Below are 23,593 nucleotides of genomic sequence, written 5' to 3' on the forward strand. Positions count from 1 at the left end.
TTAAATATAGGTTAATACCATTGTCAGCACTAAACATACAAAAGCAAAATTTCTGCTCGCACCATACCCCATTTGCTTCGCGCTCATATCTGCGGGGGTGACTTTCACTGAAAGCTTACTTTTTTCTCGCTCCAGGCGTGCAGCTGCATTCTTCGCCGCTAAAAACTTCCGGTTATCTTCTGTCGTGATTTTATTAATATCCACAGTCTTGACGATTTTATCTAAATCTCCTGTCGCTTTCAATTTCTCAAGGATATTAGAAACACCTTCACGGGCTTTTTTATTCTTTAAGCCCTTCACTGCAGTAATCATACTATCTACAAGCTTATTCGACAGGCCAACCATCGATGCTACATTATATTTCTTTTGAAGATAGGAGAAGATTTCAGCTGTATAGCCATTAAAGCGCGTTGTATCGTTTTTTGACGACAGCAGTTTATTATAGTCTCGTTCAATTCCCTCAACGTGACGTAAAATAAATGCCGCAATATGACGGTCTAGCAGGATATTTTTGATTGACCCCACTTCCGCTAATCTATTGATGGATTCCACAAGCTGCTTTCCAGAAACAACCCAGTTCTTATCCATTTTGGGGCTCATACACGGTGCTGCAGGATTCAGCTCATATAAGACACGCTCCACTCCTTTACCTACATCTGGGGATCGTGCATATCCATCATAGCCCGAATATTGATTTAAGAGTTTCGCACCATTTGGGTTTTGCTCATTGCTCAGAGAGGCTAGGGCAGTCATCAGCTTTTTATTCATAATCTCTAATAAGAAGCGAATTTTTTCCCTCTCATCTCGCTGCACCAATGTCTGCATCAAAGCTGGAACGGCATCGGGATAGAATGAAAGCCCCTTATATCGAATAGGGCCATCAGGATGTAAAAAGACCGTAAACCTTGTAATAAGAGCATGTGCCTCTTCATGCCCCATGCCACTCCCAGACGAAATCGCCAATAGAGACTGAAGGCTATCTGAATATATTTCTTCTCTTAAGCACATGCTCATCCATTGCTCAAACTCCAGCCCTCGAATAAGGACAGCTGCAGACTTTGGATCGTGGGCAAAGGCTGATGCGAGAAGGCGACGGTCCACATAAGATGTGCCCTTGAAATTGGTGGGGCGATTCATTGTCCAGTTGCGCATGCCTGATCGTTTGATCGGCGCACTGCCTTCGTACCAATTTAATACATCCTCAAACCCCCAGCGGTCTTCATCATCATCGAGCATAACACCTTTCAGAAGTTGGCCAACAGCACCTGGAACATCTTGTCCCCCAGCCAGCGCCCAAAAAGAAGACTGATTAACACGCGCCATTAACATGGCTTCTTGGGCGCGCGCTCCGTCTAGTGATTTACCAAAATAGAGCGTCATGATGCTTGCCCCAAGTTGGAAAAAGTCCCGAGAGGGTGTCCCTTCGCCGCGTCCTTCAGCGTCTGCAAAAGCAACACTTAAAGGCTCATACTCAGGGGGCTGGTCAAACCCACAGGGCGTTGTGATACACTCCCCTAAATATACATCATCACTTTCCTGCGAAACAAAGAACATTCGCGAAGGATGCAAAGACCCATGAATAATTTTCTTTTTATGAAGACCCGCTATCGCTTTGATAATCGAGAGGGCAACATTTGTTCTCAATTTTGAAGTATCAAGCTTTGGATGTGCTCCCTCTACAGAGAAGAGAGGATCCCCTGTCGGGCGTTCAAAAATCGTTACCAAACTCTGGCGATTTTCTCCTGCTTGAATATTCATTAATCCATGATCTACTGGACAGACGACATTCGGACTTGATCGCTTAGAGAGCAGCTTATAGACGTTGCTTCTGACATATGCCCCGTGATAGTGAACAAAGGCATAAAGCGGCGCGTCTGGCTTTTTACTGTCCACAACCTTATAGGCCTTACCGCCACTTGTATCAAATTGCGGTAGAGGGACTGAAAAATTAACCGAATATCTCTCTCCAAAGGCACTTTGCGACTTAGGTAGAGGTGCACTTTCGCCTGCCACAAATATCTCCCTGATATATTTAGATATAATTTACAACTTAACGGCGTTAAAATTAAATCTAGGACAGTTATTTACCCTATTCTAGCAAATATTAGTCAGCATTAAAGAATCTGTAAATAATTTCTTTAACAAATAAGGCTCTGGTCTGAATTTAATTCAGGCCAGAGCCAGTTATGAGTCATTAATATCACAGTTTGGTCTGCGATCCATTATGAGGTGGCTTAATCTTGAAAAGGATCCCTGACCAAGATTGTATCTTCACGTTCAGGGCTGGTAGAAAGCATTGCCACAGGAGCCCCAATCAATTCCTCAATTCGGCGGACATATTTAACTGCCGCCGCTGGTAGATCTTTCCAGCTTCTGGCACCGTATGTTGTCTCAGACCACCCGTCCATGGTTTCATAGACAGCCTCAACATCTGCCTGATCTTCCATCCCATAGGGCAGATGATCCAACATCTCACCATTGAGCTTATAGCCAACACAAATTTTAATTTCTTTCATCCCATCAAGCACATCAAGCTTTGTTAACGCGATGCCTGTGATGCCGCCAATAGTAACACTTTGGCGAACAAGGACAGCATCAAACCAACCACAGCGACGTTTACGCCCTGTCACTACACCAAATTCATGGCCTTTTGTGCCTAAGAATTCCCCAATTTCATTTTCCTGTTCTGTTGGAAAAGGCCCTTCACCGACGCGGGTGGTATAGGCTTTCGTAATCCCCAAAACATAATTCAAACTGTTTGGACCCATTCCAGAACCGGATGCGGCCTGACCGCCTATGGTGTTAGAACTGGTCACGAAGGGATAGGTGCCGTGATCAATATCAAGAAGCGTGCCCTGTGCCCCTTCAAAGAGGATGCGCTTGCCAGCTTTTTGAGCATCGTCAAGAGACTTCCATGCGTTCTTAACAAACGGGGTGATTTTCGGAGCAATTTCCATAACCTGATCAACAAGATCTGTAAGATTAATTTCATCAACACCTAAACCACGACGCACTGCATTATGATGTTCTAGCGCAACAGTAAGGCGCGCTTTGACTGTCTCACGTGAGAAAAGATCACAGGCACGGATCGCACGACGCCCAACCTTATCCTCATAAGCGGGCCCAATACCTCTACGGGTTGTGCCAATTTTCACCCCTTCAGAAGCATCCTCACGGAGACCATCGAGTTCACCGTGATATGGCATAATCAAAGTCGCGTTGGCTGCAACTTGAAGAGTGTCGTGGCTAACTTCAACACCTTGACCTTGCAGTGTGTCGATCTCTTTTAGCAAAGCCCATGGATCCACTACAACACCGTTCCCGATAACCGAAAGCTTACCCCCGCGCACGATACCAGAAGGCAGCAGAGACAATTTATAAACATTGCCATCAATAACCAATGTGTGACCTGCGTTATGTCCCCCTTGGAATCGCGCAACAACATCAGCGCGCTCAGAGAGCCAATCTACGATTTTACCTTTACCCTCGTCACCCCACTGTGAACCAACAACAACTACGTTACCCATGGTCAATCCTTTTCACGGAAATCATTTAAAACCAATTAGAATCAAATCGCGCCCCTTATAGCGCAACACACTCGCCATTGCTATGGATATGTGAACATCCCAGACTGGCAGCTATTTCTTGCGCTCTAATGAGAGAATTGTCTTCATCTGTCAAGCCCTGAATGACACACCAGCCTTCTAGACGGTAGTTCTTTGCAACATCCTGACTGACTGAGTGGGGGACATAAACTTTCCTTTTCGCTTCCGGCACTGGGATCGCATTCATCACCCTGTCAAGATACATCGAAAATCCTATAGCAGATTCGTGGCTTCCGTCAGCAAAACTGGTCTGATAGCGACCGCCACGACCTAATTCCCCGTGAACAGACTTTGAAAAGAGCGCAAATCCAACGCCAATCTTATAATCAAAGCCATGACTTTCCCCAGGATCGACGGTTAGGGCCACAGAGGGAAACTCAAGGGCGAGTGCTTCAACAAGCCGTGCTAATTCAATGACATACATCACAGATTCGCCCTCAAAGGCGAGTGCTTTTAAAGTATGAACAGCTTCCTGAGCATCCCCTGCTGACTGTAATATAGCCTCAAAAACCTTGCGCTCTCTGGTCGGCAATTCTTGAAGGGCGCCGACATCTCTTGCGTCCAAGGCAGCTCTGACATAGGCCGTTTTTACTTGATCTAGTCCCAGATCAGCACAGACTGCCGGCACAAAAGGAGCGATGGTTAAATCCACTGATAAATCTTTAAGGCCCACTTGCGTCAGACCTTCTATGGCAACGCGGATCACCTCAATCTGTGCTTGAATACCACTATCCCCGATCAGTTCAAATCCGGCTTGGCAGAATTGGCGTGTGGGTCGAATCTGGCTCCCCTTCACGCGGAGGACATTACCCGAATAAGCCAAGCGTAGGGGGCGGGGGTGCTCCTTAAGTCTTGTGCTTGCAATCCGTGCAATTTGGGTCGTCATGTCAGATCGAAGCGCCATGACTTTCCGGCTCTCAGGGTCCATAAGCCGGAACATATTATCAGAGTTCTTTGCTGCTGGGCCTATTAATAGACTGTCCTCAAACTCGACCAGAGGCGGGCTAACCCGCTCGTACCCATAAGACTGAAACACACCCATGACAGAATGAACTGTCTCTGCTTCAAGTTCCGCATAGGGCGGCAAATGATCACGAAGCCCCTCAGGTAAGAGAGCTTGCTTGGCATAGTGCGGGTCTGTATAAGCGTCTTTTTGTGTCATAGGTCGGGTCCATTGATAATAACAGACCCGACATACGCATTTATGCCAGGTCTGGCAATTAAAAGCTCAAACTTTTTGCTGTAAGAACATGAGGTAAAGCCGTCAGTTGGTCAATGACAATATCAGAAATTTCCGTATCCACGCCGACAACTGCTACAGCTTCACCGCCCTCAGGATGACGCCCAAGAGAAAAGTTCGCAATGTTAATGCCGTTATGGCCAAGAATTGTTCCTAGGGCACCGATAAATCCAGGTTTATCTTCATTCACTGCATAGATCATAAAGTCATCCACTTCACATTCAATATTTACACCGTTGACTTCCACAATCCGTGGAGCACCATTTGCAAATAAAGTGCCTGATACTGATCGCGTTCTCTTTTCAGTTTCCACTGTGACTTTGATAAGCGTATGATAATCCCCTTCACGTTCATGCACCGTCTCAGTCACATCAATATTACGTTCTTTTGCAACAACAGGGGCATTGACCATATTGACGCTTTGCAAGAGAGGCGAAAGCAATCCCTGCAAAACAACAGCCGTTAAGGGTTTCACATTAAGGCCAGCAACATGTCCTTCATATTCAACAGTGATAGACTTGAGGCTACTGCCTGTGATCTGACCTGCAAATCCGCCAATATCACCAGCAAGTTCCATATACGGCTTCAATTTCGGCGCCTCCTCAGAAGAAAGGCTTGGCATATTTAACGCGTTTGTGACACCCCCAGAGAGAAGATAATCCGAAAGCTGTTCTGCGACCTGCACTGCCACATTCACCTGCGCTTCAGTTGTAGAAGCCCCGAGATGCGGCGTACAGATCACTTTTTCATGACCAAATAGAATATTATCTTTTGCAGGCTCAACTTCAAACACATCGAGAGCAGCACCTGCAACCTTGCCACTGTCTAGGGCTTCTTTTAGCGCTGCTTCATCGATCAATCCACCTCGCGCGCAATTCACAATCCGAACACCGTCTTTCATTTTCTTAAAAGCTTCAGTACCAATAATGCCGCGTGTTTGATCTGTTAGCGGTGTATGGAGGCTGATAAAATCTACCTCTGCAAACAATTCATCTAATTCTACTTTTTTCACGCCTAATTCTACAGCCCGTTCAGGTGATAGATAGGGGTCAAAAGCTAATACTTTCATCTTGAGGCCAATCGCTCGCTCTGCAGCAAGTGCCCCAATATTTCCACACCCAATAATACCAAGCTTCTTATTTGTAACTTCTACGCCCATAAAGCGAGATTTTTCCCACTTACCTTTATGCGTACTTTCACTGGCTTGAGGAATTTGTCGTGCAAGAGCCAGCGTCATAGAGATGGCATGCTCAGCTGTGGTCGTACTATTTCCGAATGGCGTGTTCATAACGACTGTGCCGTTAGCTGTGGCAGACGGAATATCTACATTATCCACACCAATACCGGCCCGGCCAATGACTTTCAAATTCTTTGCCGCTGCCAAAACATCAGCATCAACTTTTGTAGCTGAGCGGATCGCAAGGCCGTCATACTCCCCTATGACGGCAATCAATTCTTCTTTATTCATACCCGGCTTAAAATCTACGTCAACACCGCGGTCTTTAAATGTTTGTTCAGCCAACGGGCTCATTTTATCACTGATTAGAACTTTAACCATTGTTCATCTCCTTGCCTCTTCAGAGGTCTTTTCTGTATCTATAAGGGGGAGGCAGCACCGCGTGCTGCCAAAATATATATGCTAAAAAGCTATGAGGATAACTCAGCTTTTACTGTGGTATAGGCCCAATCTAGCCAAGGAAGAAGAGCTTCAACATCAGCACTGTCCACCGTAGAACCACACCAAATTCTCAGACCTGCCGGGGCATCACGGTATCCATTGATATCGTAAGCCACATCTTCGGCATCAAGCAAGGCAGAGAGCTTTTTAGGCACAGAAGCTGCAACATCAGCGTCAAGGGTGCTGATCCATGCGTCTTTGATTTTCAAGCAGACTGAGGTATGAGAACGAAGGGCTTTATCGGCCACGAGGAAAGCAGCCCAATCACTGTCTTCTATCCAATCCTCAATCACAGCAAGGCTATCTTGAGAGCGTTCTATTAAAAATTGTAGCCCCCCATTTGCCTCTGCCCATTCAAGAGCGTCAATATAATCCTCAAGAGCCAGCATAGAAGGAGTGTTGATGGTCGCTCCTTTAAAAATGCCACTGATCAACTTCCCTGCTTTTGTTAAGCGGAAAATTTTTGGCAAAGCGCGCCCAGCATCGAAATTCTCAAGACGCTTCACCGCACGTGGGCTGAGGATGATCATCCCGTGGGCCCCTTCAGAGCCTAAAACTTTTTGCCAGCTGTAGGTGACGACATCTAACTTATCCCATGGTAAGTCCATAGCAAAAGCAGCAGATGTGGCATCGCAAATAGTCAACCCTTTACGATTCTCGCAAATCCAGTCTGCATTTGGCACCATGGCGCCAGAGGTCGTTCCGTTCCATGTAAAGACCACATCACGGTCCGTATTCACCTTTGAAAGGTCAGGAATTTCACCGTACTCAGCCTCATAAATATTCACATCATCCAGCTTGAGTTGTTTCACAACATCTGTGACCCAACCACTGCCAAAGCTTTCCCAAGCCAGCATATCAACGCCGCGCTCACCCAGCATCGACCAAAGCGCCATCTCTACAGCACCTGTATCAGATCCAGGGACCAGTCCGATCACATAATCTTCTGGCAAACCAAGCAATTCATGAGATTTCGTCAAAGCATATTGCAAACGCTCTTTACCCACGCTAGAGCGATGAGAACGGCCAAGAGTTGCAGTTGAGAAATTTGTAAGGTCCCATCCTGGGCGTTTCGCGCAGGGCCCAGAAGAGAATTCTGGTCTTAGGGGTTTAACAACAGGCTTTGTTGCCTGAAGAGTAGAATCAGTCATTACACTATCCTTCCAGATAGGTCGCACCTCGTTGGGGAGGTATGGCCCAAAGTATATATGCTCTGTCGTTGACCTTTTTCGCGCAGACAGACCACGGTGAAACTGGATATTGGATTTTGGCCGCACCAGCATTACCCCTGTTTGGTTTTTTGACCTCGGTCGGGAATACCTGCCCTTAAAATACGGATTCGAAGGAAGATGTCAAATACTCATCCTGAAAATCTTCAGCTTGCTCTTGACTATTTTTTCTGCCACTAGTTTTCTATGGCCCCTATCAAGAGTTTACATAAGAATGAGTCTGCCCTTATCGGCTCAATTATCGGTGAAAGTTTTACCGGAGACCCCGTCAATAGTTGGATATTCGGAGACGAGACTGACACACTGCAAGCCTTCTATGCCCTCCTCGCGAAAAAATTATACTTACGCAAAGGATTCGGCCATATCACCCAATGCCACTCAGCAGGCACGCTCTGGCTCTCGCCTCATGTTCGCAAGCACATTCCTATCTACCGCTCATTGGATATTGCTTGGCTCATGGCAACAAGAAGCGGCATAACCAGTCTTCAGCGCGGGATGTCAATCGATCACACTCTTGATTTAAAACGCCCTTTAGTGCCCCACTATTATTTATTCGCTATCGGCACTCTCCCAAATAGTCAAGGCAAAGGCTTGGGCGGCATGCTTATGGAAGCCGGACTTGAGCGCGCTGACAGAGAAAGAATGCCCGCCTATCTTGAGAGCAGCAAGGAAAGTAACATTCCCTTTTATAGGCATTTTGGCTTTGAGATAGTTGAAGAAGTAAAGGCAACCCCGGAAGCGCCTTCGCTTTGGCTAATGTGGCGGGAAGCTTCTTAGTTTACCCTTGAACCTGAATGGTCAAAAGAAAACCCGACTCAAACGAGCCGGGCCAATTTTTTTTGAATACCAGAAGCCCCTACTGGTAGGCGGCAACGCCTTCCATAATGAGGTCAGCCGCTTTTTGCTTGCCTTCCCAGCCTACAACTTTAACCCACTTTCCTTTTTCAAGGTCTTTATAGTGCTCAAAGAAGTGCTGAATCCGGCCTAGAAACACCTCTGGCAGTTCATTATAATCTTGTACAGATGTATACCAAGGATTCAGCTTATCCACAGGAACCATAAGGATTTTCTCATCCATGCCTGCTTCATCTTCCATAATGAGTACACCAATTGGACGACAACGGACAACGGCTCCAGGCATGATCGGGGTTTGATTGGCAATCAAAACATCAACTGGATCACCGTCATCTGCAAGAGTATGAGGGATGAAACCGTAGTTGCAGGGATAACGCATTGATGTATGCATGATACGATCAACATACAGAGCGCCAGACTCTTTATCCAACTCATATTTAACAGGTTCTGTACCGACAGGGACTTCAACGATGACGTTCACGTCCCACGGTGCGTCTTCACCCACTGGAATTTTATCGATATTCATAGTGTATTCCTTACTTTATACTGTAAACTGTCCAGCAATGATGCTGATAAAGACAATCCATCCAAATCCGATATTCGTGCGAAAGACACGCAGACAGCTCTCTCCGTTGTGGATATCCACTGAGCGACACTGCCACCCTAGGTGCACCGCAGCAATTACTAGGCCGATGTAATAGAAATAACTGACATTTGCAAGCATTCCTGCAGATATTAATAGAATTAGAAAGGCAATATAGAAAAAACTTACAAAATAGACGGTTTTTTCGCCTAGAGCCAAGGCCGAAGACTTCACGCCAATCAAAGCATCATCCTCGGTGTCTTGGTGAGCATATAGGGTATCGTAGCCAAGAGTCCAAAAAAATCCACCACAGTATAACGCAATGGCTGCAGTGCCTACATCATTCGTCAAAGCAGCCCATCCCATTAAAGCACCCCAGTTAAATGTTAGCCCTAGCCACGCTTGGGGCCAGTATGTGATCCGCTTCATGAAGGGATAAATCGCCACGAGAAAGAGGGACGCAAACCCAAGCAATTGAGCAGTCGGTGACAACAGCAGCAAAACTCCAAAGCCTACAAGACACTGACAGACAAGAAAAGCCCAAGCTCGCTTTACAGTGACTTCTCCTGCTGGAATTGGTCGTGATTTGGTTCGCTCGACCTTTGCGTCAAAATCTCTGTCTACAATATCATTATAGGTACAGCCGGCTCCGCGCATCACGATAGCCCCCAATCCAAAAAGAAACCCAACGACAATTGATGCCCAAAAATCAAAATAATACCACTGAGCTTTTGACGACAGGGCAATAGACCACAGAGCTGGCCATAGAAGCAACCACGTCCCCACAGGACGATCCATCCTTGCCAACTTCAAATATGGCCGCCAAGAAGACGGTGCTGCGCGGTAAACCCAACTGCCTGAGATGGCATCTTTTGTTTCAATTACATTTGTCATGTTTGTTGTTTGGGATTTTTAGGGTATGAAGTCAATAACCATTCTCTTCAAAGCCAGAGAAATAGGAATTAGCCATGGCGTATACAGCAAAGACAAGACTTTTCATAGAGGACTCCCTCCCTGGATCAGGCCTAATAGATTTAGATAAAGGCCAAACCCATTATTTGGCGAATGTGATGCGAGTCACTGAAGGAACAAGAATAAACCTCTTTAATGGCAGAGACGGCGAATGGCAGTGTCTGGTCACCCATGCTTCTCGCAAATCTGTCAGTTTATTAGTTGAAGAAAAAGTAAGAGATCAGAAAACTGAACCCGATGTTTGGCTTGTCTTTGCCCCCATCAAAAAAGCACGGATTGATTTCATGGCACAAAAAGCAACAGAGTTAGGTGCCAGTAAGCTTATTCCTTTACTGACTGCACGGACAAACACAGACCGAGTTAAGGTCGACAGGTTGGCGTTAAATGCCATCGAAGCCGCTGAGCAATGTGAACGCCTTAACGTCCCTGAAGTTACGGAGCCTATAAAATTCAAAACTCTCATGGAAGAATGGCCTTCTGAAAGGCGCATCATGTTCTGTGATGAAATGCGCAACGCCGAAAGCGCGATTCATGCTTTACCAAAGGGGTCACCGCCACCTCCCTGGGCCATCTTTATTGGACCAGAAGGTGGTTTTGATGATCGTGAGCGCGAAACCTTAGCGGCTCAAGAAGGCTGTGTTTCTGTCTCTCTGGGCCCCCGGATTTTGAGAGCTGATACTGCAGCCATGGCCGCACTCTCTTTGTGGCAAGCCACACTTGGAGACTGGTAACACCATAGCATGCATTGCCATTACAGATTAACTATATAGAATATATATTCAATTAATACAGAATTAATAGAATATTTATACTAATTAATTACATTAATGCGCAAAATTCAAAAAGACTTTTCATCTTATATTTACTATACTTGTCACAGGTATAAAGAGAGAGATGAAGATGTACGTCGACAATCATGCAAATGAAGCAAATATTTTCAAAAGCCAGTCCCAATCCAGGCTTAAAGATTTAGGGCAACTTATATCTAGTGAAATGGATCACGCATCATCTACTTGCAACCCTAGACAGCTGGCAGAAGCTGCTCTGCGTTCCTTCCTCCCTCTTTTATCAGATCATGATCTTCCCTCATTTTCTGTCGAACAAGCAGCCTATGCACGACGTTTAGTCTATACAGACCCCCGCGGGCGCTTCTCTATTCTTGTCCTTCGTTGGACTCAAGGGGCTAAAACTCCAATCCACGGTCACAATGCGTGGGGCAGCGTCGGGGTATACAGTGGCAACATGGGCTGCCAGTGCTTTGATCGCATTGCCGATGGGGAGAATATCGAATCGCTAAAGATGACATTAGATATTAAAATTGGCCGTGGTGACATCACCAGTGTTAATCCCGATCCAGAAGGCATTCACAGTCTTTATGTTGAAGAAAATAATACCGCAGCCACCATCCATATTTATGGCATGGATCTTCGCGATGATCCACAGTGCATCAATGTAATGTACGAGGATTAATTCCAATCTTCGGGCAATTTCAAGTGCTCTCGTTCTGCAAACATCTCACTCATTAGTATAACTAATTCGTTATTTTACATTAACTCTCTTGCACGTTACGAAAACTGCTCTTATGTACGAAGGGTACAGACGAGGGTTTTGGCACTCATTTTAGGTGTTTCCGGAGGTAGTTTTTTATGGCTGATACAACAATAATCGACAGCAAAGACGTTATGATGGCCTATCTAGAGTCAGGTTCGAAGCCTGATCGTGATAGCTGGAGAATTGGTGCTGAGCATGAAAAATTCGTCTTTCACAGAAGTGATAATCGCCCTCTTTCCTATGCAGGTGAGAATGGCCGTCCCGGCATAAGAGACGTCTTAAAAGCCTTCGAAGATTTTGGCTGGAAGCCTGTGAGCGAAAGCGGAAATGTTATTGCTGAAATCTCTGGCGGCGCCTCTATAACCCTTGAACCCGGAGGTCAATTTGAACTTTCCGGTGCACCGTTAGAACACATGCATGACATCTGCACGGAAACCTCCCGCCATCTTCAGCATGCTAAAGAAATCGGCGAAAAGTTAGACGTTGGCTTTCTTGGCCTTGGCTTCCACCCCACATCAAGTCGTGAGTGCATCCCAGTGATGCCCAAAGCCCGCTATGGAATCATGCGCAATTACATGCCAAAAGTTGGATCACTTGGCCTTGATATGATGATGCGCACATGCACTGTACAGGTAAATTTAGATTTTGAGAGCGAAGCGGATATGATTGAAAAATTCCGTATCGGCTTGGCTTTACAACCAATCGCTACCGCGTTATTTGCCAACTCCCCTTTCCTGGATGGCCGGAACGTGGGCTATCAAAGTTATCGAAGCCATATCTGGACTGACACTGATTCTGACCGTTGCGGTCTGTTGCCTTTCGTTTTTGAAGACGGCATGTCGTTTGAACGCTATCTAGATCACGTGCTGGATGTGCCCATGTATTTTGTTCGTCGCGGCGGGGATTACATTGATGCGGCTGGCCAGAGTTTTCGCGACTTTATGGACGGCAAACTTCCTGCGTTACCTGGCGAATTACCTACTATGGAAGATTTCCAAGATCATATGACAACGCTTTTTCCTGAAGTCCGCCTCAAAACATTCCTTGAAATGCGTGGTGCCGACGGAGGCCCTTGGAATAGATTATGTGCACTCCCAGCTTTTTGGGTGGGGCTACTTTACAGCAAAGACAGTCAACAAGCTTGCCTTGACCTTATTAAACCCTGGACTTTTGAAGAACTTGAAACCATGCGTCACAGCGCTCCTAAACTCGGCTTAAAAACTGCCCATAAAGGCCGTCTCCTCAGAGATGTTGCCAAGGAAGTTCTTGATATAGCAGATGCAGGACTAAAGGAACGGGCTAAACTTTCCACCAGCGGTGAAAATGAGAGCGGCTTTATCTCTAGCCTTTATGAAACGGTTGAAACAGGGAAAACACCTGCTGACAAAATGATCGATGCAATGGAAGACCATTGGGATGGGGATGTGAGCCACGTCTTTAAAGAGTTTAGCTACTAATCGTTTTCTGACTTTTAATTTTCATTATTCCTGAGTAAACTTTGCAGATGAACTGTCTCTTCAGTTCATCATCACGCTTGTTTAAAAGGATTTAATATGTCTAATAATCACGTAGCACTTGTCACTGGGGGCACTCGCGGTATCGGGGCCGCTATTTGTAAACACCTTAAATCAGCGGGCAACCAAGTCATCGCCAATTATGTGGGAAATGACCAGCGGGCTGCTGCATTCAGTGAAGAAAATGACATCCCTGTCATGAAATTTGACGTGGCCAATTTCGAGGCATGCCAAAAAGCTATTGCCCATACAATTAACACCTATGGTCCAATTTCTATTCTTGTAAATAATGCAGGCATCACACGGGATGGTACTCTCTTAAAGATGAGTGCAGAGAATTGGCAAGATGTTATCGATACCAATCTAGGCTCTTGTTTTAATATGTGTAAGGCCATTTTCCCCAGCATGAAGGAAGCTGGGTTTGGCCGGATCGTCAATGTGGGTTCCATTAATGGTCAAGCCGGTCAATATGGGCAAGTAAATTATGCCGCTGCCAAGTCAGGCATTCACGGTTTTACAAAAGCCTTAGCCCAAGAAGGCGCGCGCTTCGGCGTTAATGTGAATGCGATCGCGCCAGGCTATGTGGATACAGATATGGTTGCCGCGGTGCCGGATGAAGTCTTAAAAAAGATTATTGCTAAGATCCCAGTGGGCCGGCTGGGTATAGCGGATGACATCGCTCGCGGTGTTGCTTTTCTAACTGCGGATGAGGCTAGCTTTATCACAGGCTCCACACTTTCCATCAACGGCGGGCAGCATATGTATTAGAGATAACTCTCTATAACATGATCCTGAGCCAAGTGATGGCATAGTTTAAGCCATAAACAGCGCAGCCTAAAATACCTCCCCATAGCAACGCTGTGGGTGCATTCCCTAAATACCGGCGATTGTCTACACGAAAGAATTTACGACATTCTAAGCAGCGACGCCAAGGGCTGCCCGGAAAAGCGCGCGACTTCAAAATACCGCCCATAATTGGCACAGTGCCAACAAAATTAAAGACATCAGTAGAGCCACAATAATGACATTCCTGTAGGTCCCCTAACTCTATTTTTGGGGCATCCGCTGGAAATGTAGAAACATCTTGCATCACTTGATCTGCCCGCCATTTATCCCCTTCTCTGATCAACAAATCCGCAGTCACCGCATAATTCATACTGGCCATATGCTCGTTTGATAACCATACAGAAATGCCCGCGCCTTCAAGTACACTGCGCAGGATAAGAGCTTCGCTCGCGTCTAGCCCCTTTTTAAAGATCATAAATTTTTCTGGAGCTTTAGGACCGCAGCACTGACTCATTCTTTACTCTCACTCATCATTCAAGCCCGTATCGAACCCATCAATAGACTGGCTATTTTTGATTTTTTTATATTCTTTTAGACCGTCTTTGCCTTTAGTAGTCGCCCATTTTTCAAGCGTATCTCGCTCACCAGATATCTCCATAAGAGGCACTGCATAGCCACAGCTTGTCTGGACACTCTCTACGTCTACACTTATAAATTGGCGAGTCCCGCTTCTCTCTATAAAATTAGAACTAAGCTCGTCAAATTCAAGGTGCCCAGGGCGAATAACATGCCCCTGACCATATAGTCTTAGAATGAGGGGGTTGCGTGTGTAGCTATTAAACATCACCGTCACCCGCCCATCTTTTTTAATATGAGCTGCCGTCTCATTACCACTGCCCGTCAGGTCCAGATAAACGAAACGATTGGGACTGAGCACTTTGAAAGTATCCATCCCTTTCGGGGATAAATTCACACGCCCGTCAGCACAGGCTGTCGCAATAAAAAACATCGGTTGTTCTTCTATAAACCGTTGATGCTTATCTTCTATCTTATCAAAAAACTCAGCCACCTGCCTTCCCTCCTAAAGTAATAATGCCCAAGCTTTATAGACCAGCAACATCATCACAATTGAACTGACAAGGAAAACCATAAATCGATGCATTATTTTATTGTAGGTACAATGAATGATACTATGAAGAACGCGCGTTGCCACAAAGGCCCAGGCAAGATTCAACGCTTCCATATCTCCCTTACCTGTCGCAACGAACAGAAGGCAGACCACATAGAAAAGAATCGGCATTTCAAAGAGATGATTGTAATTTTCCGCCGGATAATTTTGCGGGCCATCCATTTGCATCTTGCCTTTGGCCGTCTTCAAACTTTCGGGATCGATTTTATTTGATCGCATAAAACCGAGGCGAACAATATAAAGCCAAAACCAAACAAGAACGGTTAATAAAACGAGTGCGATAATAGGTCCTATGAAAGCGGACCCTGTAGCGAGCGAAACTGTTTCTTTAAGTTGATCCATTATGTCTAATCCTCTTATTTTTTCTTTCTTCCCAGATGGTAATCATGATAAGCCTTTATAAGGAAAGGACAAGGCTTATGTTGTCGATGAGACCCTATATTTCTTCTGATTGGCCGTGTGTAGAAAGGATCTACGCGTTGGGTATTGCCACTGGCATTGCCACATTCGAGACCGACGTAAAATCACAACACTCTTTTGAAAGAGATAGCCTAAAAGATATGACTTTTATCGCTTCAGTAGAAGGGACTGTTGTTGGGTGGGTCACCCTGTGGCCTGTGTCCGACCGATGCTGTTATCAAGGCGTAGCAGAAGTCAGCGTTTACATTGATCCAGACTATAGTGGGGCTGGTATAGGCACTGCTTTACTAAATCACTTGGCATCTGCCTGCGAAAAAGCGGGCATTTGGACCATGCAAGCAGGAGTGTTTCGGGTCAACACAGCCTCAATCGCACTTCACGAAAAATGTGGTTTCCGTCAAGTCGGAATTCGTGAAAAACTTGGCAAAAGAGACGGTGTTTGGCATGATGTTTCTTTTATGGAACGCCGCAGTAAGACTATCATCTAAGTCAATAATTTTAGATAATTGATTTGACTAGGAAGTCTTACAGAGACAGAAGGGCTGCTATTTAAGCATCTTGAAATCTAAACGCGCTGGCATCTTCATTTTATTTTCCATCCGGATAACACCGCGCAAAGTTTCTAGTTGCTCTTTGGAGAGAGGAGAGCTAGCAAATTTAGCGATTTGATTGGCATTTTTAAGATTAAATCGGCCACAATCAGGACACTCAATTGCAATGCGGCCATCGTAATTTCTTTCAGCCCATGCATTTTTGAATTCAGTCTTTTTACCTTCTTGGCATAAAGGACAGTAAATCGCTTCCATAACTTTTCTCGATACTCTAAATTAAAACCCCATTGATGAGATTTATATGGAAAAAATTCACAGTTGCAATGAGAAAATCACTTTACCCTCTACATCTTTCAATATGCATCCTTGCGACCCATAGGCGAGAATGAACCAGAGAGAATATTTGAATAGGAACTTATATTTTCTTTACGAACTGCGTCTTTAGGCCCATTGCCCCAATGCCAGGAATTTTACAGTCGATATCGTGGTCTCCCTCCACTAGGCGAATGCCTTTTACCTTGGTTCCGACTTTCACAACAGAGGACGAGCCTTTAACTTTCAAATCTTTGATAACTGTCACGTCATCGCCGTCAATAAGGACATTACCGACGCTATCCTTCCAGACTTTAGTCCGGTTTTTGTCCTGGGATTCAAGGGCCTCAGGATTCCATTCATGTGCGCACTCAGGACAGAGTAACAAACTGCCATCTTCATAAGAATAGGGAGAGCTGCAATTAGGGCATGGGGGAAGTTCAGACATGTTATTTCCTTCTGAGAGTTGCGCCGTGTATAGCCCTCAGAGGGTCACTTGACAAGTTAAGCTTTTTTCTCTTAGGTAGCGAGAAGGGAATGCCCCTGCCGCTCGCGCAGTTATGCACGGTGAAGCCATCTTAGTAGCGAATATAACCCACTGTTTTGTCAGGCGACCAATAGAAATGCGGGCTCATTATAGCTGCCCAGAAAACACGAGGGTAACATGATACACATTAAGAATTCTCTGATAGTTTTAGCTTCAAAGGCACTTTCTAATGACCAATAATCAAGCCCAGACTATTGCCTATGCGACGGACACCATTGGCAAATTATTCTTACAAACTGCCGTGCCTATAGTCATTATTATGATGGTAAACGGACTGTATAATGTCGTAGACGCTTGGTTCCTTGGAATCTATGTCGGTGCTGAAGCCCTTGCAGCTGTCACACTCATGTTTCCTTTTCAAATGATCATCATTGCCCTGTCTATGACCGTTTCAAGTGGTATGTCGAGTATTTTAGCCCGCGCTTTAGGAGCAAAGGATCGTCAGAAAGCAGAAGTAAGTTTCACACTCGCCCATCTCATTTCTACAATCATCTCAACCCTCACCATTTTATTATTCACTCTCTGGGGCGCTGATTTAGTAATATCGATGGCAAATGGAGATGCCTTAATAGAAAATCAAAGCTATTCTTATATGAAAATATTAGTTTGGGCTTGTCCCCTGATGTTCTATTTAACCCTTCACAATGACGCCCTACGGGCTGAAGGTTATGTGAAAATCATGACGCTGATTTCCCTCGCAGGAACTGCCTTAAACATCCTCTTTAATTACATTTTGATCGTTCAAATGGATCTGGGTGTAGAGGGCTCGGCTTATGGCACTGTAGGTGCACAAGCCCTGAGCTTCATCGTTCTCCTAATCTTTCGTCACCAACAAAAAAAATCCCTTGGTTTATGCAGCCTGACCCACACAGAACTCTCTCCGATCATAAAATCAATCTTTGGCCTTGGGATCCCTTCTGGATTAAATTTTTTGGGTGTCGGATTAGTGACTATCATCGTCATCTATGCTCTTCAAATCTGGCCGCCTGCTGACTATTCAACCACAATTAGTGCCTATGGTATTTTAACACGTGTCACGACCTTTACATTTCTTCCATTAATGGGTTTTGCCATGGCAACTCAAACTCTTGTTGGGCATAATTTTGGAGCAGGGCATTATTCTCGATCTCGTGATATTCTTATGGCAGCCATTAAAATAGCTTTTATTTACTGCGTAAGCATCGAAGCATTATTCTTTCTGTTCGCCGCGGATATTGGTCGCCTCTTTGTTGATGATCCTAAAGTGATCAATGATGTCACTCGCCTGATCCCTTATATGATCATCATGTTTTTCTCTTTTGGACCAATGATGATTATTGCCTATTATTTTCAAGCCATTGGAAGCATCGCGAAAGCCGCTATCTTGAATTTAGGAAGAACCTATCTCTTTGTTATTCCCCTGCTCTTTATATTGCCGATCTATTACGGGGAAACAGGAGTCTGGAGTGCACGCCCCGTTGCCGAAATTGGCATGTGGCTGTTAACTTTATGGGTTCTAAAGTCCGGAAAGCGCCATAAGTTGGTACAAGATGCAAGCGATGGATAAGTGGTTCGGCCATAAAGACTCAAATGGGAATTGATCCAGCATAATGGTCATGTATGATGTCTACTAAACAGTATCAGGAGAAAGACCATGACTTCAAAGTCCCTTATTATTCTTAGTATTCTCGGCGTTTTCACAAACTTACCCGCTGCCAAGGCAGAAGAAAGCCATGCTATCTTCTTTAATCAGCTTAAGAAAATTTGCGGTCATTCTTATGAGGGCACTGTTGTCGCGTCCAATGAAAGCGATGAAAAGTGGCGACAGTCTAAACTAATCATCCACGCACCTGCATGTACTGCAGATATGACCAAACAAATCAGAATTCCATTACACGTCGGAGAAGATAAATCCCGAACTTGGATCATCACAAAATCTGCAACTGGTTTAAGCTTGAAACATGATCACAGGCATAAGGATGGCACTCCAGATGCGGTGAGCATGTACGGCGGACATACCACAACTAAAGGGTCGCCAACATCTCAAGATTTTCCAGTGGATGATTTTTCAAAGGCACTCTTTATCAAAGAAGGGTTGAAACAATCTACAACAAATGTTTGGACGCTAACCCTCAATTCCAAAGGGCGTTTATCGTATCGTCTCTCTCGACCTGGTCGAGAGTTTGAAGTATCTTTTGACCTGAATAAACCACTCTAAGGCATCGATGAAAATGGCAATTCTAGTCCTATAACAGCAATTATGTTAGGATCAATGAAGGATTTGGTTATGCAAACGGGCTACCATGCCCATGCTATTTTCCGTCATAATTAAGCGTTTCAATAGGTGGCGATCATCCTGATCAAAGGTAGGGTCCTTCAAAGTCCCTACCATTTTCATACTTGGTGTGCGGAAGTTCCCACAACTGCTACATTCTATAAGAACGCCGCCGTCGTAGGCAATTGTATATGTGGCTTTCATCTCACCTGAAATAGCCTCAGGCTGACAGAGAGGGCAAAAAATATGGCTGCTCATCTCATCCCTTTCACTTAAAACTCTACACAGTTTCAACAGGATCCTCGAGACTTCGTTCACGATCAGTATAACATAAAAACCCTATTTAGCGAATAGGCCTAGGACCACTTCTTCTGAGACTTAGATTTAACAGTCCTGGTTCCGCCCACACCTCCAGAAGATCGGCCCTTTGGTCGCACGGTCGGATCAGGGACGCCCAGTTCACCAGCTTCAAGAGATTTAACTTCGTCACGAAGGCGCGCTGCTTCCTCAAATTCAAGATTTTCAGCCGCTTCAATCATTTTCTTTTTCAAAGTATCAAGATGCTTTTTAAGATTACTACCCACAAGATGATCAGCATCCTCGCCAATATCAACAGTGACATAGTCTCCGCTTGATATATGTTCAATTATCTCCCCGATATTTTTCGCTACCGTCTTGGGTTCAATGCCGTGTTCTATATTATAGGCTTCTTGCTTTGATCGGCGGCGATTGGTTTCATCAATGGCCGTTTTCATACTGCCCGTAATTTTATCCGCATATAAAATAACCCGTCCGTCGACATTGCGTGCTGCGCGACCAATCGTCTGAATAAGAGACCGTTCGCTTCTCAAGAAACCTTCTTTATCTGCATCGAGGATCGCGACAAGACCGCATTCAGGAATATCAAGCCCCTCCCGCAGCAAGTTAATACCCACCAAAACATCAAACACACCGAGTCGTAAATCACGAATAATTTCTATGCGCTCTAATGTATCAATGTCAGAGTGCATGTATCTGACTTTCACGCCGTTCTCGTGAAGATACTCGGTTAAATCCTCTGCCATTCTTTTCGTCAGAGTCGTCACCAAAACACGCATTCCTTTTTCCGCCATGCGGTGCGCTTCATGCATCAAATCATCAACCTGCATATCAACAGGTCTGATTTCAATATCTGGATCTGTTAAACCTGTTGGACGGATAACCTGTTCTGTAAAGACACCTCCAGTTCGCTCTAGTTCCCAATCACCTGGCGTAGCAGACACATAGACTGATTGGGGACGCATTCCATCCCATTCTTCAAACTTCAACGGTCGATTGTCGATGGCAGAGGGCAGTCTAAATCCATGATCTGCAAGTGTGCCTTTTCTTTTGGCGTCGCCACGGCTCATCCCGCTAATTTGCGAAACAGAAACATGGCTTTCGTCCATGAAGAGTAATGCGTTTTCAGGTAGATATTCATACAAGGTTGGCGGAGGGTCGCCAGGCGCCCGACCAGTCAAGTACCGGCTGTAATTCTCAATTCCAGCACAGCTACCCATGGCCTCTAAACTTTCAATATCAAAGTTTGTTCGCTGTTCAATCCGTTGCATCTCAAGAAGGCGCTCTTGGGATTTATAATAGTCAATTCGCTGCGCCAACTCATGCCGAATTCCTTTTACAGCCTGATCAAGCGTAGGGCGAGGCGTTACATAATGGCTGTTCGCATATATTTTCACCGCTTCCAATGAAGCTGTCTTATGGCCTGTCAGAGGATCAAATTCAAATATCTCTTCGATTTCATCTCCAAAGAGCATGATACGCCAAGCTCGATCTTCATAGTGTGATGGAAAGATATCAATCACATCACCGCGCACTCTAAAAGTGCCGCGTTGGAAAGCTTGATCATTGCGGGTATATTGCTGGGCCACTAATTTTCGCGCTAACTGCTGCGGATCAATAGTCTGTCCAACTTTGATCATTTGACTCATTGCAGTATAAGTTTCCACCGACCCAATACCGTAGATACAAGAGACAGAGGCAACAATAATCACGTCATCCCGCTCAAGTATAGACTGCGTTGCAGAGTGGCGCATACGATCGATCTGCTCGTTAATGCTGGCTTCTTTTTCGACAAATGTGTCTGTGCGTGGTACATAAGCTTCTGGCTGATAATAATCATAATAAGAGACAAAATATTCGACGGCATTGTTGGGGAAAAACGCCTTAAATTCGCCGTACAACTGAGCGGCTAATGTCTTGTTCGGAGCCATGATGAGAGCCGGTCGCTGCGTTTGTTCTATAATATTTGCAATAGTATATGTTTTCCCTGATCCCGTAACACCGAGAAGGACCTGATCGCTCTCCCCTTGAGAGATCCCTTGGACAAGTTCCTTGATGGCCGCGGGCTGGTCACCAGACGGGGTAAAATCTGAAACCAATTCAAATTTCTTACCGCCTTCTGTTTTTTCAGGGCGGTTGGCTTTGTTAGGAATAAAATTCGCTAAATGATGTTCACCTGGCATGGCTGTCTTCCGAGTCTTATTTTTCTTGAAGGAGAGTTTAATGCGCCATAAGCTTCTTGCATAGTGTTAATTCACCAGGGAGGGAAACGATGACATTAAGAAAAACACACTTTTGGGGCGGCCTGCTTGGCCTTATCCTCTTTGCCCTAAGTGGTCAATATATGGAAAGCGTCCCAACAAGATATTTAGATGATGGTCCGCGGATGATGTATCGCAGTATGCATATTTACTTTTTGTTCGCCTGCTTGATGAATATTATTCACGGCGCTCAGTCTTTCAAGGCCCTGGACATTCCTCTGGAGAGCGGCTTCGAATACTGCAAAAGCGGCCTTCTATTTCTGATCCCTTTCCTCTTTGGCTATAGCTTTTTTATCGAGTCTTCTTATGATAGCCTCATGCGCCCTTTAGGGAGTATCGGAATCTATGCCTCACTGGCTGTGGCAGGCCTGTTTTTAATTGAACATATCTTGACTAAATTAAGAGGAAAATAGCTAAAGATCATCCTTGCCTCGCCATACAATCCTTCATAAAGTGACAGTTAAATTTCTCTTGTCCTTTGTAAGTTTGAAAGCAACCAAATGAGCATTCTAAGTAAAACACTCGATCGTATAAAACCCTCTCCAACAATGGCTGTTACAGGTAAAGCAATCGCTATGAAAGCCGCAGGAAAGGATGTGATTGGTCTCGGTGCAGGTGAACCTGATTTTGACACACCCGATCACATAAAAGACGCAGCAAAAGCAGCGATGGATGCAGGCGAAACCAAATATACAAACGTGGATGGCACTGCGGCTGTGAAACAGGCTGTCATTGAAAAATTCAAACGGGAAAATAACCTTGAATTTTCTCATGATCAAATCAGTGTCAATAGTGGCGGGAAACATACAATATATAACTGCATGATGGCCACACTCAATCCTGGCGATGAAGTGATTATTCCCGCGCCGTATTGGGTCAGCTACCCAGATATTGTTCAATTAGCTGAAGGCGTACCAGTGATCATAGAGGCCTCCATTGAGAGTCATTTTAAAATAAGCCCAGATCAACTTGAATCTGCCATAACAGAAAAAACAAAATGGCTTATCTTCAACAGCCCATCTAATCCAACAGGTGCTGCTTATACAAAAGAGGAAATCAAAGCGCTTGGGTCTGTCCTAAAAAGACATCCACATGTCTGGGTATTCGCGGATGATATATACGAACATCTTGTCTATGATGACTTCAAATTTTTTACTTTTGCAGAAGTCTGCCCTGACCTATCGGCACGAATTTTAACAATGAATGGGATTGCCAAAGCCTATGCAATGACAGGATGGCGCATTGGCTATGCAGCAGGAGACGCCTCTGTTATAAAAGGAATGGCTAAAATTCAATCTCAAAGCACATCCAATCCTTGCTCAATTTCTCAAGCAGCTACAGAAGCTGCCCTGAATGGTCCTCAGGACTTTCTAGAAAGCCGTGCAGCATCTTTTAAGAAAAGACGGGACATGGTTGTGAAGATGCTTAATGAGGCAGAAGGCATCGACTGTCCCATGCCTGAAGGAGCATTTTATGTCTATCCCTCAATTGCGGGGTGCATCGGAAAGTCCACGCCGGCAGGGAACGTTATTGAGTGTGACGAAGATTTCGTCACCTACTTACTTGAAGAGTACGGTGTCGCTGCTGTCCACGGGAAAGCTTTCGGCCTCTCGCCCTATTTTAGAGCCAGCTATGCGACCTCAAAAGACCTGTTAAAGGAAGCGTGTCAAAGAATTCAAAAAGCCACTGCAGCCCTTAAATAACTTGCGTAGCTCATAAATACCTAAG

24 protein-coding genes are annotated in these 23,593 nt (G+C 45.1%); 10 read left to right on the top strand and 14 right to left on the bottom strand.

Going from position 1 to position 23,593, the window contains the following annotated elements:
- The 5 genes from QGN29_RS01915 to QGN29_RS01935 all read right to left on the bottom strand — a co-directional run bounded on the left by QGN29_RS01915 (window position 1) and on the right by QGN29_RS01935 (window position 7,674).
- Window positions 1-2,013, bottom strand: a complete 2,013-nt coding sequence (locus QGN29_RS01915) for a protein kinase family protein (protein WP_310798970.1) — start codon at window positions 2,011-2,013, stop codon at window positions 1-3.
- Window positions 2,014-2,234: 221 nt separating this feature from the next.
- Window positions 2,235-3,527 (bottom strand): adenylosuccinate synthase, encoded by a 1,293-nt coding sequence (locus QGN29_RS01920; protein WP_310798971.1) that lies wholly within the window; start codon window positions 3,525-3,527, stop codon window positions 2,235-2,237.
- Between the two features lie 55 nt (window positions 3,528-3,582).
- Window positions 3,583-4,767 (bottom strand): ATP phosphoribosyltransferase regulatory subunit, encoded by a 1,185-nt coding sequence (locus tag QGN29_RS01925; protein ID WP_310798972.1) that lies wholly within the window; start codon window positions 4,765-4,767, stop codon window positions 3,583-3,585.
- A 58-nt stretch (window positions 4,768-4,825) separates the two neighbouring features.
- Window positions 4,826-6,403 carry a phosphoglycerate dehydrogenase gene (serA, locus tag QGN29_RS01930; RefSeq protein ID WP_310798973.1) on the bottom strand — a complete coding sequence of 526 codons (1,578 nt, stop codon included), beginning with the start codon at window positions 6,401-6,403 and terminating at the stop codon, window positions 4,826-4,828.
- An 89-nt stretch (window positions 6,404-6,492) separates the two neighbouring features.
- Entirely contained in the window at window positions 6,493-7,674 is a 1,182-nt protein-coding gene (locus tag QGN29_RS01935) for a phosphoserine transaminase (protein ID WP_310798974.1), read from the bottom strand.
- 264 nt (window positions 7,675-7,938) lie between these two features.
- Between QGN29_RS01935 and QGN29_RS01940 the strand changes: the two genes are divergently transcribed.
- Entirely contained in the window at window positions 7,939-8,529 is a 591-nt protein-coding gene (locus tag QGN29_RS01940; protein WP_310798975.1) for a GNAT family N-acetyltransferase, read from the top strand.
- A 79-nt stretch (window positions 8,530-8,608) separates the two neighbouring features.
- Here QGN29_RS01940 and ppa read toward each other — a convergent pair whose 3' ends face one another.
- Both ppa and ubiA read right to left on the bottom strand, forming a co-directional pair.
- Entirely contained in the window at window positions 8,609-9,133 is a 525-nt protein-coding gene (gene ppa / locus QGN29_RS01945; protein ID WP_310798976.1) for an inorganic diphosphatase, read from the bottom strand.
- Window positions 9,134-9,148: 15 nt separating this feature from the next.
- Window positions 9,149-10,084, bottom strand: coding sequence for a 4-hydroxybenzoate octaprenyltransferase (gene ubiA, locus QGN29_RS01950; RefSeq protein ID WP_310798977.1), 936 nt, complete (start codon window positions 10,082-10,084; stop codon window positions 9,149-9,151).
- Window positions 10,085-10,158: 74 nt separating this feature from the next.
- On the opposite strand from ubiA, the gene QGN29_RS01955 reads away from it, so the two are divergent.
- The 4 genes from QGN29_RS01955 to phbB all read left to right on the top strand — a co-directional run bounded on the left by QGN29_RS01955 (window position 10,159) and on the right by phbB (window position 13,995).
- Window positions 10,159-10,893, top strand: a complete 735-nt coding sequence (locus QGN29_RS01955) for a 16S rRNA (uracil(1498)-N(3))-methyltransferase (RefSeq protein WP_310798978.1) — start codon at window positions 10,159-10,161, stop codon at window positions 10,891-10,893.
- A gap of 169 nt (window positions 10,894-11,062) precedes the next feature.
- Entirely contained in the window at window positions 11,063-11,632 is a 570-nt protein-coding gene (locus tag QGN29_RS01960; RefSeq protein ID WP_310798979.1) for a cysteine dioxygenase family protein, read from the top strand.
- Window positions 11,633-11,808: 176 nt separating this feature from the next.
- Complete coding sequence (locus tag QGN29_RS01965; RefSeq protein ID WP_310798980.1) at window positions 11,809-13,170, top strand: glutamate--cysteine ligase; 1,362 nt, start codon at window positions 11,809-11,811, stop codon at window positions 13,168-13,170.
- A gap of 96 nt (window positions 13,171-13,266) precedes the next feature.
- Window positions 13,267-13,995 (top strand): acetoacetyl-CoA reductase, encoded by a 729-nt coding sequence (gene phbB / locus QGN29_RS01970; RefSeq protein WP_310798981.1) that lies wholly within the window; start codon window positions 13,267-13,269, stop codon window positions 13,993-13,995.
- 10 nt (window positions 13,996-14,005) lie between these two features.
- Here the strand turns inward: phbB and QGN29_RS01975 are convergent, their stop codons facing one another.
- Genes QGN29_RS01975 through QGN29_RS01985 form a run of 3 tightly spaced genes read right to left on the bottom strand, consistent with a single transcriptional unit; the run spans window position 14,006 to window position 15,544 of the window.
- Window positions 14,006-14,488 (bottom strand): putative signal transducing protein, encoded by a 483-nt coding sequence (locus QGN29_RS01975; RefSeq protein WP_310798982.1) that lies wholly within the window; start codon window positions 14,486-14,488, stop codon window positions 14,006-14,008.
- Window positions 14,489-14,536: 48 nt separating this feature from the next.
- Window positions 14,537-15,082, bottom strand: coding sequence for a pyridoxamine 5'-phosphate oxidase family protein (locus tag QGN29_RS01980; protein WP_310798983.1), 546 nt, complete (start codon window positions 15,080-15,082; stop codon window positions 14,537-14,539).
- Between the two features lie 12 nt (window positions 15,083-15,094).
- A complete protein-coding gene (locus tag QGN29_RS01985) occupies window positions 15,095-15,544 on the bottom strand; it encodes an MAPEG family protein (RefSeq protein ID WP_310798984.1) in 450 nt (149 codons plus the stop codon).
- A 77-nt stretch (window positions 15,545-15,621) separates the two neighbouring features.
- On the opposite strand from QGN29_RS01985, the gene QGN29_RS01990 reads away from it, so the two are divergent.
- Window positions 15,622-16,110 (top strand): GNAT family N-acetyltransferase, encoded by a 489-nt coding sequence (locus tag QGN29_RS01990; RefSeq protein ID WP_310798985.1) that lies wholly within the window; start codon window positions 15,622-15,624, stop codon window positions 16,108-16,110.
- A gap of 57 nt (window positions 16,111-16,167) precedes the next feature.
- Here the strand turns inward: QGN29_RS01990 and QGN29_RS01995 are convergent, their stop codons facing one another.
- Together QGN29_RS01995 and QGN29_RS02000 are read right to left on the bottom strand one after the other, a co-directional pair.
- Window positions 16,168-16,428 carry a hypothetical protein gene (locus QGN29_RS01995; RefSeq protein ID WP_310798986.1) on the bottom strand — a complete coding sequence of 87 codons (261 nt, stop codon included), beginning with the start codon at window positions 16,426-16,428 and terminating at the stop codon, window positions 16,168-16,170.
- Between the two features lie 160 nt (window positions 16,429-16,588).
- Window positions 16,589-16,933 carry a zinc ribbon domain-containing protein YjdM gene (locus QGN29_RS02000; protein WP_310798987.1) on the bottom strand — a complete coding sequence of 115 codons (345 nt, stop codon included), beginning with the start codon at window positions 16,931-16,933 and terminating at the stop codon, window positions 16,589-16,591.
- Between the two features lie 268 nt (window positions 16,934-17,201).
- Here QGN29_RS02000 and QGN29_RS02005 point away from each other — a divergent pair, with 268 nt between their 5' ends.
- Together QGN29_RS02005 and QGN29_RS02010 are read left to right on the top strand one after the other, a co-directional pair.
- Window positions 17,202-18,578: an MATE family efflux transporter gene (locus tag QGN29_RS02005; RefSeq protein WP_310798988.1), complete on the top strand. Its 1,377-nt coding sequence runs from the start codon at window positions 17,202-17,204 to the stop codon at window positions 18,576-18,578.
- Between the two features lie 87 nt (window positions 18,579-18,665).
- Window positions 18,666-19,229 (top strand): hypothetical protein, encoded by a 564-nt coding sequence (locus QGN29_RS02010; RefSeq protein ID WP_310798989.1) that lies wholly within the window; start codon window positions 18,666-18,668, stop codon window positions 19,227-19,229.
- 51 nt (window positions 19,230-19,280) lie between these two features.
- On the opposite strand, the gene QGN29_RS02015 is transcribed toward QGN29_RS02010, so the two are convergent.
- Window positions 19,281-19,544: a hypothetical protein gene (locus QGN29_RS02015; RefSeq protein ID WP_310798990.1), complete on the bottom strand. Its 264-nt coding sequence runs from the start codon at window positions 19,542-19,544 to the stop codon at window positions 19,281-19,283.
- A 98-nt stretch (window positions 19,545-19,642) separates the two neighbouring features.
- Window positions 19,643-21,787, bottom strand: coding sequence for an excinuclease ABC subunit UvrB (uvrB, locus tag QGN29_RS02020; protein ID WP_310798991.1), 2,145 nt, complete (start codon window positions 21,785-21,787; stop codon window positions 19,643-19,645).
- An 89-nt stretch (window positions 21,788-21,876) separates the two neighbouring features.
- Here uvrB and QGN29_RS02025 point away from each other — a divergent pair, with 89 nt between their 5' ends.
- Window positions 21,877-22,278, top strand: coding sequence for a hypothetical protein (locus QGN29_RS02025; protein ID WP_310798992.1), 402 nt, complete (start codon window positions 21,877-21,879; stop codon window positions 22,276-22,278).
- A gap of 87 nt (window positions 22,279-22,365) precedes the next feature.
- Window positions 22,366-23,568 (top strand): pyridoxal phosphate-dependent aminotransferase, encoded by a 1,203-nt coding sequence (locus QGN29_RS02030; protein WP_310798993.1) that lies wholly within the window; start codon window positions 22,366-22,368, stop codon window positions 23,566-23,568.
- Window positions 23,569-23,593 lie beyond the last annotated feature (25 nt).

This window comes from Temperatibacter marinus (assembly GCF_031598375.1).
Lineage (GTDB): Bacteria > Pseudomonadota > Alphaproteobacteria > Sphingomonadales > Kordiimonadaceae > Temperatibacter > Temperatibacter marinus.

Bases quoted from the DNA above. Each gene is read 5' to 3' on its own strand.
- QGN29_RS01920 (WP_310798971.1), bottom strand. From the start codon at position 3,527: ATGGGTAACGTAGTTGTTGTTGGTTCACAGTGGGGTGACGAGGGTAAA.
- QGN29_RS01925 (WP_310798972.1), bottom strand. From the start codon at position 4,767: ATGACACAAAAAGACGCTTATACAGACCCGCACTATGCCAAGCAAGCT.
- serA (WP_310798973.1), bottom strand. From the start codon at position 6,403: ATGGTTAAAGTTCTAATCAGTGATAAAATGAGCCCGTTGGCTGAACAA.
- QGN29_RS01935 (WP_310798974.1), bottom strand. From the start codon at position 7,674: ATGACTGATTCTACTCTTCAGGCAACAAAGCCTGTTGTTAAACCCCTA.
- QGN29_RS01940 (WP_310798975.1), top strand. From the start codon at position 7,939: ATGGCCCCTATCAAGAGTTTACATAAGAATGAGTCTGCCCTTATCGGC.
- ppa (WP_310798976.1), bottom strand. From the start codon at position 9,133: ATGAATATCGATAAAATTCCAGTGGGTGAAGACGCACCGTGGGACGTG.
- ubiA (WP_310798977.1), bottom strand. From the start codon at position 10,084: ATGACAAATGTAATTGAAACAAAAGATGCCATCTCAGGCAGTTGGGTT.
- QGN29_RS01955 (WP_310798978.1), top strand. From the start codon at position 10,159: ATGGCGTATACAGCAAAGACAAGACTTTTCATAGAGGACTCCCTCCCT.
- QGN29_RS01960 (WP_310798979.1), top strand. From the start codon at position 11,063: ATGTACGTCGACAATCATGCAAATGAAGCAAATATTTTCAAAAGCCAG.
- QGN29_RS01965 (WP_310798980.1), top strand. From the start codon at position 11,809: ATGGCTGATACAACAATAATCGACAGCAAAGACGTTATGATGGCCTAT.
- phbB (WP_310798981.1), top strand. From the start codon at position 13,267: ATGTCTAATAATCACGTAGCACTTGTCACTGGGGGCACTCGCGGTATC.
- QGN29_RS01975 (WP_310798982.1), bottom strand. From the start codon at position 14,488: ATGATCTTTAAAAAGGGGCTAGACGCGAGCGAAGCTCTTATCCTGCGC.
- QGN29_RS01985 (WP_310798984.1), bottom strand. From the start codon at position 15,544: ATGGATCAACTTAAAGAAACAGTTTCGCTCGCTACAGGGTCCGCTTTC.
- QGN29_RS01990 (WP_310798985.1), top strand. From the start codon at position 15,622: ATGTTGTCGATGAGACCCTATATTTCTTCTGATTGGCCGTGTGTAGAA.
- QGN29_RS01995 (WP_310798986.1), bottom strand. From the start codon at position 16,428: ATGGAAGCGATTTACTGTCCTTTATGCCAAGAAGGTAAAAAGACTGAA.
- QGN29_RS02000 (WP_310798987.1), bottom strand. From the start codon at position 16,933: ATGTCTGAACTTCCCCCATGCCCTAATTGCAGCTCTCCCTATTCTTAT.
- QGN29_RS02005 (WP_310798988.1), top strand. From the start codon at position 17,202: ATGACCAATAATCAAGCCCAGACTATTGCCTATGCGACGGACACCATT.
- QGN29_RS02010 (WP_310798989.1), top strand. From the start codon at position 18,666: ATGACTTCAAAGTCCCTTATTATTCTTAGTATTCTCGGCGTTTTCACA.
- QGN29_RS02015 (WP_310798990.1), bottom strand. From the start codon at position 19,544: ATGAGCAGCCATATTTTTTGCCCTCTCTGTCAGCCTGAGGCTATTTCA.
- uvrB (WP_310798991.1), bottom strand. From the start codon at position 21,787: ATGCCAGGTGAACATCATTTAGCGAATTTTATTCCTAACAAAGCCAAC.
- QGN29_RS02025 (WP_310798992.1), top strand. From the start codon at position 21,877: ATGACATTAAGAAAAACACACTTTTGGGGCGGCCTGCTTGGCCTTATC.
- QGN29_RS02030 (WP_310798993.1), top strand. From the start codon at position 22,366: ATGAGCATTCTAAGTAAAACACTCGATCGTATAAAACCCTCTCCAACA.